Consider the following 5539-nt stretch of genomic DNA (forward strand, 5'->3'; position numbering starts at 1 on the left):
AATCGCACAGTTTACTGTGATTAACGGTAGGAAAATCCCAAGCGCGTTATATAACGCAGGTAAGTATTTATCGAGAGTCATTTCCAGAATCTGAACCAACGCTGCAATGATACCAATGAAGGTCAAGAAGCGTAGGAAGCTCAGATCAGCGTCCGGGAAACCTGCCCAAGACAATGACCCTGGTGATAAGACAAAGGTGTTAACGATGTTACTGACTGGGACTGAAATCCCCAGTACAACGATTACCGCTACGCCTAAACCCATCGCAGTTGTAACTTTTTTCGATACCGCAAGGAATGTACACATTCCCAAGAAGAATGATAGTGCAAGGTTCTCAATGAACACCGCACGGACGAACATGCTGATATAGTGTTCCATTTACCTTACTCCTTCGCTTCAACTTGTTCTGGGCGGAAAGTACGAAGTACCCAAATAAAGCCGCCGATAATGAAGAATGCACTTGGTGGTAATACCAACAAGCCAACTGGGGTGTACCAGCCACCTTCAGTGATCAATGGCAGAATCTGATAACCGAACAAGCTACCTGAACCAAATAGTTCACGGAAGAACGCGACAGTTAAGAGAACCACTGAGTAACCTAAACCATTACCAAGACCGTCAAGTAAAGCCATACCTGGCTTTTCTTTCATTGCGAATGCTTCCGCACGGCCCATAACAATACAGTTAGTAATAATCAAACCAACGAAAACTGATAGCTCTTGCGCAATGTCATAAGCAAAAGCTTTCAGCAACTGGTCTACGACAATTACCAAACTGGCGATAATAGTCATTTGTACGATAATCCGCACACTCGAAGGAATGTGGTTACGGATAATCGAAATTGACACATTCGATAACACCAATACGAAGGTCAGGGCGATACACATAACCAAAGTGTTCTCGAGCTTCGACGTAACTGCAAGAGCAGAACATACGCCGAGGATTTGCAGTGCAATTGGGTTGTTGGCAAAAATTGGCCCAAACAGCACTGACTTCATTTCTTTAGTGCTTGCCATTAGATAGCCCCCTCTTCACGCAGCTTAGTTAAGAATGAGCCGTAAGCGTTTCCGCTCAACCAGAACTGGAAGGTTCTGTCGACACCATTACTGGTAATCGTTGCGCCTGAAAGTGCATCAACTTCATTCTGCTCCGGGTTTGCACCTTTCGTCACACGAATGGCTACGTCACCGTCTTCAGTGACCGCCTTTTTGCCTTCAAAGCGGCCTGCCCAGCGAGGGTTTTGAATCTCACCACCTAGCCCTGGCGTTTCTGCGTGATCATAGAAGTTCAAGCCACGAATGGTTTGACCATCTGATTCAATGGCTAAAAATGCGTACATCATGCCCCATAGGCCTGCTCCACGTACATCAAGCACGTAGGTTTGAACATCGCCATTTTCATCGCGAACTTCAAATACAGGCAGCTCCGGACGGATTGAGCGCACACCGGCAACGTCTTCGTCACTAGCGACTGACTGACTACGGATGTCGGCCATTGCTGATTCCATTGCAATCATTGAGTCAAAACGAGTTACCTCACCAGTCTCCCGGTTGTAAGTAAACACGTTAACACGCTCGGCGAATACAGCTTCTGCACCACGCCCTGCGAAGCTAATGCCAGCAGTCGTGAGGATGTTAGCTTGTTTCGCTAATGCCGCATTGGCTTCTTGACGTTCTTTCAGCCCTACTGCTGAACCTGCAACGATAATAGAGCAGACTAAACACAGTAAGATAACGACTGTAAACGTTTTTCCAATGGTATCGTTCTTACTTGCCATGACGTAATGCCCTCCGCTTCACGTTGGCCTGGACTACAAAGTGGTCAAACAACGGGGCAAATACGTTAGCAAATAGGATCGCCAACATAATACCTTCCGGGAATGCCGGGTTGATGACACGGATCATGACTGTCATGAAGCCGATCAAAATACCGTATGCCCACTTACCTTGGTTCGTGAACGACGCCGACACTGGGTCTGTCGCCATAAACATCATACCGAATGCCAATCCACCGATAACAAGGTGCCAGTACCACGGCATTGCAAACATAGCATTGGTGTCACTACCGATAAGGTTAAGCAGACTTGAGAATGCAATCATACCGATGAGCACACCACCGACGATACGCCAAGAGGCGATGCGGAAGTATATCAACGCCAGACCACCAATTAAGATAGCTAAGGTCGAGACTTCACCGACTGAGCCAGGAATTCGGCCAATGAAGGCGTCCATCCAAGCGTTCATATCTGAGTAATCTAAAGCACCGTTAAATGCTTCGGTTAATTTGGTTGCACCGGCGTAACCGTCAACGGCTGTCCACACTTGGTCACCAGAAATTGCGGCTGGGAACGAGAAGTATAGGAAAGCACGGCCGGTTAACGCAGGGTTCAAGAAGTTCCGGCCAGTACCACCGAAAATTTCCTTACCAATGACGATACCGAAGGTAATACCGAGCGCAACTTGCCAAAGTGGAATGGTTGCCGGTAAGGTCAAAGCGAATAACACTGAAGAAACGAAAAAGCCTTCATTTACTTCGTGTTTACGAATTGACGCAAACAGTACTTCCCAGAAACCACCAACAGCAAATGTTACTGCATAAATGGGTAAGAAGAAGCAAGCTCCATACCACATCATGGTTCCCCAACCTGCATCGGCAGTAAACTCACCACCGAACATTTGGAACAAACCAACCTGCCAGATGCTGGCTAATTCATAGCCTTGCGCAACCGCCAGTGATGCTTGATATCCAACGTTATACATACCGTAGAACATCGCCGGAAAGGTCATCATCCAAACCAGAATCATGATGCGTTTCAGGTCGATATTGTCACGGACGTGCGTCGTGCCCTTATTCGTGGTGCCCGGGGTGTAAAGAATAGTCGCGACCGCTTCATACAGCGCGTACCATTTCTCATGCTTTCCACCTGGCTCGAATTGCGGCTCGAGACGCTCAATAAAATGTTTCAAGCTCATCGTTAGCCCTCTTTCTCAATCGTGGTGAGGCATTTACGCAGCAATGGTCCGAAGTCATACTTGCCTGGGCACACATAGGTACACAAAGCTAAATCTTCCTCGTCCAGCTCTAAACAGCCTAGAGCTTGCGCGCTTTCAAGATCGCCAGCACATAAATCACGTAACAACAGAGTTGGGACAATGTCTAACGGCATAACGCGTTCATAGTTACCAATTGGAACCATGGCGCGATTCGAACCATTAGTCGATGCGTTCATATTGAAGAGTTTCTTCGGACGCAAATGTCCAGTAAACGTACGAGTGATCGAGTGCATTTCTTTACCTGGCCAGATCCAGCCAAGGAAATATTTCTCGTCACCTTCTTCAAGTACAGAGACCTGATTATGGAAGCGACCTAAATAAGCATGGGCACCGTTTGCATTATGGCCATTTAGCACTGAGCCAGAAACGATACGCTGCTTACCTTCTGCAAGCTCGCCAGCGGTCAACTCGTTCAGGTTTGCTCCTAACCGAGTACGCAACAAACGCGGATTTTTAACACCCGGACCAGCCACTGCAACGACCCGGTCGGTATACAATTCACCGGTGGTGAATAATTTACCAATCGCGATCACGTCTTGATAGCTGACATGCCAAACGAAGTAACTCATATCCACACCTTCAAGGAAGTGAATATGCGTACCGACGTTCCCGGCAGGATGCACACCACTGAATGTTTCATGCGTTACTGGGGCGGAATCGAAATCGATTTTCGCATCAGGCGCAGAGCATACATACAGCTTACCCGCCGTCATCCGGCTTAGTACTTTCAAACCGTTACTGAAGTCTTTCGCGTGCTCACTAATTACCAATAGCGGATCGCCTGCTAATGGATTGGTATCCATGGCATTAACGAAAATTGCTTTTGGCTCAGAATCGAGCGCTGGAGACTTCGAATAGGGGCGTGTACGGATGGCAGTCCACAAGCCTGAATCAACAAGGTTTTGTTGAACATTCTCGCGGCTAAGTTGGAGCAACTTGCCTTCATCGTACTTAGCGAAAGTTTCTTGTTCGTCGCCATCAATTTCGATCACGACCGACTGCAAGACTCGCTTTGCACCACGGTTGATTTCTTTAACTACACCAGCTGCAGGAGCAGTGAATTTTACGCCTGGATTCTTTTTATCTTCAAAAAGAATCTGACCTTTTTTTACCCGGTCTTCGACCTGGACATGCATGGTCGGGCGCATACCCACATACTCTTCACCTAGCGTAGCAACGGTAGTGATGGCCGGGCCATCTTCAATAGTTTGTTGGGGAGCCCCTGCGATAGGAACATCCAAACCTTTCTTTATCGTAATCATACGCGTTTGCACTACTCAATTTAGGGAAGATTGAAAGCTCAATTCGTTTGTCGCGACAGAATACTACCATAAACACAAGCCCCGCAGATCCTACATTTCGCAGGTACGGAGCTCGTTAGTTACTTTGCATGGTTACCCTGTAACTTCCAGCGCAGTATTCTACATGGTTTTGAGAAAACTGGCCAACGCAATCTAGAAATTTAATTGGCTTACCACTACTGGTTTACTACCAAAGTCTAGTGCGAATCGATCAATATCACCAATTTACCACAGGATTTACATCTGCGTCGTAATCGACGCCGTCGATACCAAAACCAAACAAACGCAGAAAGTCAGCATGGTACCCTTGATAGTCAGCTAACTGATGAAAAGTTTGCTGATTTACTTGGTCCCATAGCTGCTCAATTTTTGCCTGGGTTTTGTCATTTGTTTCCCAGCCATCCATGCGTAAACGATTCGCCTCGTCGATCTGCGGAGCCTCGACATAGAGCCCTTCAGTAAATAATCGATAGATTTGTTCGATACAGCCTTCATGAGTACCTTCTTCTTTCATAACTTTGTATATCAAAGAAATATAAAGTGGCATCACAGGTATAGCTGAACTGGCTTGTGTTACCAGCGCCTTAAGCGAAGACACCCACGCCTTTAAATGTAAATGCTTGTAATTAACACGCAGTTGATGTGCAGCTCGATCCAAATCTTCTTTTGCCTGACCTATGGTTGCGTGGCCATAAATCGGCCAAGTTAATTTCTTGCCGATATACGTGTAGGCCGTTGTTTGACATCCCTCGGCTAAAACGCCAGCAGCATCAAGTTGCGCTATCCAGCGTTCCCAATCCTCACCGCCCATAACTTTGACCGTATGATCAATTTCTTCTTGGGTTGCTGGCTCGAGTGAAATGTCATGAACCAAATCTGGTTTTAGGGTCGAGCTAAAGACCTCGCCAGTTTCTGGGTCTTTGCGCTTTGGTGAGGCTAAGCTGTAAACCACAAGATCAACTTGACCGAGATCCGCCTTTATCTTAGCGATCGTTTCTGCCTTAATTTCGTCTGAAAACGCATCACCGTTGAGTGTTTGTGCGTATAGACCTTCCGCTTCCGCAAACTGGTGAAATGCCGCTGTATTGTACCAACCTGCGGTTCCTGTTTTTCTTTCGCTTGGCTCTTTCTCAAAACAGACACCGAGGGTCTTCGCCCCGCTACTAAACGCCGAGACGATACGTG

The 5539-nt window shown here is 47.0% G+C and carries 6 protein-coding genes; all 6 read right to left on the reverse strand.

Annotation, left to right across the window (positions count from 1 at the left end; all coding sequences use genetic code 11):
- Positions 1–378, reverse strand: a 378-nt coding sequence (locus J5F18_RS13595; RefSeq protein WP_346299143.1) for an Rnf-Nqr domain containing protein, incomplete at its 3' end; no start/stop codon positions are given.
- A 5-nt stretch (positions 379–383) separates the two neighbouring features.
- On the reverse strand, positions 384–1016 hold the full coding sequence (locus J5F18_RS13600; RefSeq protein ID WP_126791451.1) for an NADH:ubiquinone reductase (Na(+)-transporting) subunit D: 633 nt from the start codon (positions 1014–1016) through the stop codon (positions 384–386).
- Entirely contained in the window at positions 1016–1777 is a 762-nt protein-coding gene (locus J5F18_RS13605) for a Na(+)-translocating NADH-quinone reductase subunit C (RefSeq protein WP_346299144.1), read from the reverse strand. The genes J5F18_RS13600 and J5F18_RS13605 overlap by 1 nt, the downstream gene beginning before the upstream one ends.
- Positions 1767–2972, reverse strand: a complete 1206-nt coding sequence (locus tag J5F18_RS13610) for an NADH:ubiquinone reductase (Na(+)-transporting) subunit B (protein ID WP_346299145.1) — start codon at positions 2970–2972, stop codon at positions 1767–1769. The genes J5F18_RS13605 and J5F18_RS13610 overlap by 11 nt, the downstream gene beginning before the upstream one ends.
- A 2-nt stretch (positions 2973–2974) precedes the next feature.
- Positions 2975–4315: a Na(+)-translocating NADH-quinone reductase subunit A gene (locus J5F18_RS13615; protein WP_346299146.1), complete on the reverse strand. Its 1341-nt coding sequence runs from the start codon at positions 4313–4315 to the stop codon at positions 2975–2977.
- 256 nt (positions 4316–4571) lie between these two features.
- On the reverse strand, positions 4572–5539 hold a 968-nt coding region (gene fabV / locus J5F18_RS13620; RefSeq protein ID WP_346299147.1), incomplete at its 5' end, for an enoyl-ACP reductase FabV.

This window comes from Halomonas sp. BM-2019 (assembly GCF_017584085.1).

What these genes read in the sequence shown, in the direction of transcription:
- J5F18_RS13600 (WP_126791451.1), bottom strand. Translation starts at nt 1,016, where the DNA reads ATGGCAAGCACTAAAGAAATGAAGTCAGTGCTGTTTGGGCCAATTTTT.
- J5F18_RS13605 (WP_346299144.1), bottom strand. Translation starts at nt 1,777, where the DNA reads ATGGCAAGTAAGAACGATACCATTGGAAAAACGTTTACAGTCGTTATC.
- J5F18_RS13610 (WP_346299145.1), bottom strand. Translation starts at nt 2,972, where the DNA reads ATGAGCTTGAAACATTTTATTGAGCGTCTCGAGCCGCAATTCGAGCCA.
- J5F18_RS13615 (WP_346299146.1), bottom strand. Translation starts at nt 4,315, where the DNA reads ATGATTACGATAAAGAAAGGTTTGGATGTTCCTATCGCAGGGGCTCCC.